Source organism: Jeotgalibaca caeni (genome assembly GCF_028863945.1).
GTDB classification, from domain to species: domain Bacteria; phylum Bacillota; class Bacilli; order Lactobacillales; family Aerococcaceae; genus Jeotgalibaca; species Jeotgalibaca caeni.
Window position 1 is genome coordinate 1 of the sequence record NZ_JARBEA010000099.1, and the last position, 3,479, is coordinate 3,479.

Below are 3,479 nucleotides of genomic sequence, written 5' to 3' on the forward strand. Positions count from 1 at the left end.
GTGCAGGGATACAGATAGAATAATAGCGCCACAATACGCTTTTAGTGAATATTTAGGAAAACTATGAATTATTCAGGTGATTTCAAACTTTGAACTTTAGAGGATTTACAATAGAAGGGTCGTAATTTTTAGAAGGAAATCTGCATTAATGCATAAATGCGACTCCAATAATATAGAAAAACAAGAGAGAATGTGCTACACTTCATTCAAACGAACATTTGAATGAAAGGGGTGTAAAGATGAAAAATATAGATTTGGACGTTTGTAAAACGACGATTATTCATGCAGAAAAAGTTGACCAGGTTCAAAAAGAACTGAAAGATAAAGATTTTGCGGATTTATTAGTACTGAGCAAGTGTCTAGGGGATTCTTCAAGGATAAAGATTTTATATGCACTCGCTACTTATAAAGAGATGTGCGTATGCGATTTAGCCGCAATCATTAATGCCAGTATGGCGTCAACTTCTCACCACTTGAGCTTCTTGAAGAAAAACGGTGTCACAGTATCGTATCAAGAAGGGAAGATGGTTTACTATTCGCTGGCCAACGAAGAAATAGTGACTTTTATTCGCTCGGTCTTAAGAGTGGGAGAAGACTTGCAACTTATATCTTAGATTGGAGCGTACCTATGTTACAAACAATTATATCTGCCCTTGCGGTTTATGTTTCTACCAGTATTGATTATCTCCTGATCCTCATGATTATCTTCTCTCAAAGCAGCACGAAGGGGAAGATGAAGGGAATCGTTGGGGGACAATACCTGGGAACGGGAATGCTCGTTGCGTTCAGTTTATTTGCAGCTTATGTTTTAAACCTCATTCCTGAAGACTGGATTATTGGTTTGTTGGGATTGATTCCACTGTACTTAGGAATTCGGATTGCTTTCAAGGGAGAGCAGGATGAAGATGAAGAGGAAGTGCTTGAAAAAATGGAAGCAGGAGGGAGAAACCGATTATTTTGGACGGTAGCCCTGATTACCGTGGCTTCCGGTGGTGACAATCTAGGTATTTATATCCCTTACTTTACATCACTAGCTGGAATTGAAATTGGTGTAGCGTTAATTGTTTTCGCCATCTCTGTGGCGATCCTTTGCTATATCAGTTACAGATTATCAAAAATTACCTTGATATCAGAAACAATCGAGAAGTATCAGCGGGTGATAGTCTCGCTGGTTTTTATTGGATTAGGAATTTATATTATGATGGAAAATGGCACCATTCAAACCCTGTTGGGATTATAGAGAAAGCCATTCAAACTAATATTCAATAAGGAGAGACGCAATGGACGAGAACAAGAAACAACACGAATGGATCCTCGATGGGATCGATTGCGCTAATTGTGCTAATAAAGTAGAAAGAGGCGTTGCGAAGGTGGCAGGTGTGGCCAACAGCAACGTGAACTACATGACCCAAACCTTGCGCTTCGAGGTGACTGGGGAAAGGGAAGACCAAATCCTCTCCCAAGTGAAACAGAAAGTGAATAAGCTGGAGCCCGACGTGATCCTGAAAAACAAGGCCGACGGGCGCCTAATCAAGCTGGATACCCCCGCACACAAGGCTACCCAGCCAAAAGAGGACGAAAAACACTACGAATGGATCCTCGACGGGATCGACTGCGCCAACTGTGCGAGCAAGGTCGAAAGAGGCGTGGCTCAGGTAGCAGGTGTGGCCAACAGCAATGTGAACTTCATGACGCAGACCTTGAGCTTTGAAGTGACGAATGAGAAGAAAGACCAAATCCTCTCCCAAGTGAAACAGAAAGTGAACACGTTGGAGCCAGATGTTGTCCTGAAGAACAAGGCCGACGGTACATTGATTGCAATGAGCACGAAGACAGCCGAGGCGGAATCAGCAGCTGCTGAAGCGGTAGAGCAGGATAATAGGGAAGACGGGGAAAAAAATGAACTGAGGACAGCCATCATCCGCTTGGTGCTTGGTTTTTCCTTCATGCTGGCCGGGATCTTCCTGTCACTGGAAGGATGGTTTTGAAACGACAAGGGATCATGTCAAGGGAATTCTGTTAAAAACACTTCGAGAAGAGGGGTTTGAAAATATCCGTGAGACAGATCAGTTTAATGCAATAGTAGGAACTCTCCATGGATTCCTCTACTGCTTCTTCACTAGCTGCTTCCGTGCTTTCAGCGGGAGTGGATTCCGTTTCCGGATCTTCCTCTATGCTTTCAACGGATTCAATGGACTCCGCCGATTCCTCTGTGGATTCCTCCACTGCAGGTGCTTGGCTTTCCTCAGCCGGTACTTCCTCGCTGGATTCAACGGATTCAGCCGCTTCTTGCGACCCGGCCTCCTCGGAAGGGACCTTTGGTTCAGGAGCCGAAGACTCTTGCATAGCGCCTTCTGGTGGGGTGTTATCCACCTCTTCCGCAAATAACGGTGTAGCCGTTCCCACCGATGCTAACTGAAGTACTACCAATGTGCTAAGGCTTACCTTTTTCAACAATTCCCTTTTCAATCTCCACTTCTCCTCTACTGACAAAAAATAATATCATGATAAGTATAGACGAAATGATGGCGGTTTAGTCAATAATGTTAAACTTATAACAAATCTGTAACATACCCTTAACAGAAAAAACATTCCCCTCAAGTAACAGGCATTTATAAGGATGGATTTTAGAATTGCTTTAAGAGAAAGGATTTGAAAATATACAAGAAGTAGGCGAATAATGTTCCGACGAGGAACTATACTTCCTCGTGCCTGTCGTCTACAATGAATAGTGCTTGTATCACTGATAAAGAGAGGTTGCGAAATGATTTTATACTACCTACTGGCAGCTGCTTTGATTGCCATAGATCAACTGGTGAAGTGGGGAATCGTCCAAAACTTCGCCTTGTACGATGAGCTGGAAGTTATCCCAGATATTTTTTCCCTGTACTACATCCAGAACCGCGGGGCCGCCTGGGGGATTTTGCAAGGGAGGATGGGCCTTTTCTTCATCATCACCGTCCTGGTGGTGGGATATCTGGTCTACACCTTCCATAACCTGCCGCAGAAGAGCATTTTGGCCGGTATCAGCTTCTCCTTCATCCTGGCGGGGGCTTTGGGCAACTTCATTGACCGCATGTGCCTCGGCTATGTGGTGGATATGCTCCGATTCGATTTCATTGATTTCCCGATATTCAACGTGGCAGATGTTTTCCTCACCATCGGAGTGGGTACCATGATCGTCTACCTCCTCTTTTTCGAAAAAGAAGAGGGAACTACGTCCAAAAGGGATTAGGAAGGGGCGAAAAGGAAATGAACTGCCGGGTTGCTGGATAGGCAGGCAAAAATGGCTAAGCTAGCCTCCAAGCCAAGGATAACTAAAGAGAGCTCAGGCAGTTTATCTCAGAAGCTGATTCCGGTATTCCACCGGAATCAGCTTCTTTAGCTTCCATTGTGGGTACAAAAAACTTTATGAACGCTCCGCGTTCTATGCCATGACGGAAAATCACGTGCAGGAGTATAATAGGGATGGCAATACA

5 protein-coding genes are annotated in these 3,479 nt (G+C 44.2%); 4 read left to right on the forward strand and 1 reads right to left on the reverse strand.

Going from position 1 to position 3,479, the window contains the following annotated elements; genetic code table 11:
• Positions 1–239: 239 nt before the first annotated feature.
• The 3 genes from PVE40_RS12425 to PVE40_RS12435 are packed head-to-tail and all read left to right on the forward strand — an operon-like array spanning position 240 to position 1,988.
• Complete coding sequence (locus tag PVE40_RS12425) at positions 240–614, forward strand: ArsR/SmtB family transcription factor (protein WP_274732248.1); 375 nt, start codon at positions 240–242, stop codon at positions 612–614.
• 14 nt (positions 615–628) lie between these two features.
• Positions 629–1,240: a CadD family cadmium resistance transporter gene (locus tag PVE40_RS12430; protein WP_274732249.1), complete on the forward strand. Its 612-nt coding sequence runs from the start codon at positions 629–631 to the stop codon at positions 1,238–1,240.
• A 40-nt stretch (positions 1,241–1,280) separates the two neighbouring features.
• A complete protein-coding gene (locus PVE40_RS12435; protein WP_274732250.1) occupies positions 1,281–1,988 on the forward strand; it encodes a cation transporter in 708 nt (235 codons plus the stop codon).
• A gap of 31 nt (positions 1,989–2,019) precedes the next feature.
• On the opposite strand, the gene PVE40_RS12440 is transcribed toward PVE40_RS12435, so the two are convergent.
• Positions 2,020–2,469 carry a hypothetical protein gene (locus PVE40_RS12440; RefSeq protein WP_274732251.1) on the reverse strand — a complete coding sequence of 150 codons (450 nt, stop codon included), beginning with the start codon at positions 2,467–2,469 and terminating at the stop codon, positions 2,020–2,022.
• A 295-nt stretch (positions 2,470–2,764) separates the two neighbouring features.
• On the opposite strand from PVE40_RS12440, the gene lspA reads away from it, so the two are divergent.
• On the forward strand, positions 2,765–3,235 hold the full coding sequence (gene lspA / locus PVE40_RS12445; protein WP_274732252.1) for a signal peptidase II: 471 nt from the start codon (positions 2,765–2,767) through the stop codon (positions 3,233–3,235).
• The last annotated feature ends 244 nt before the right edge of the window (positions 3,236–3,479 follow it).

Coding starts and splice junctions, on each gene's coding strand:
- PVE40_RS12425 (WP_274732248.1), top strand. CDS start 240: ATGAAAAATATAGATTTGGACGTTTGTAAAACGACGATTATTCATGCA.
- PVE40_RS12430 (WP_274732249.1), top strand. CDS start 629: ATGTTACAAACAATTATATCTGCCCTTGCGGTTTATGTTTCTACCAGT.
- PVE40_RS12435 (WP_274732250.1), top strand. CDS start 1,281: ATGGACGAGAACAAGAAACAACACGAATGGATCCTCGATGGGATCGAT.
- lspA (WP_274732252.1), top strand. CDS start 2,765: ATGATTTTATACTACCTACTGGCAGCTGCTTTGATTGCCATAGATCAA.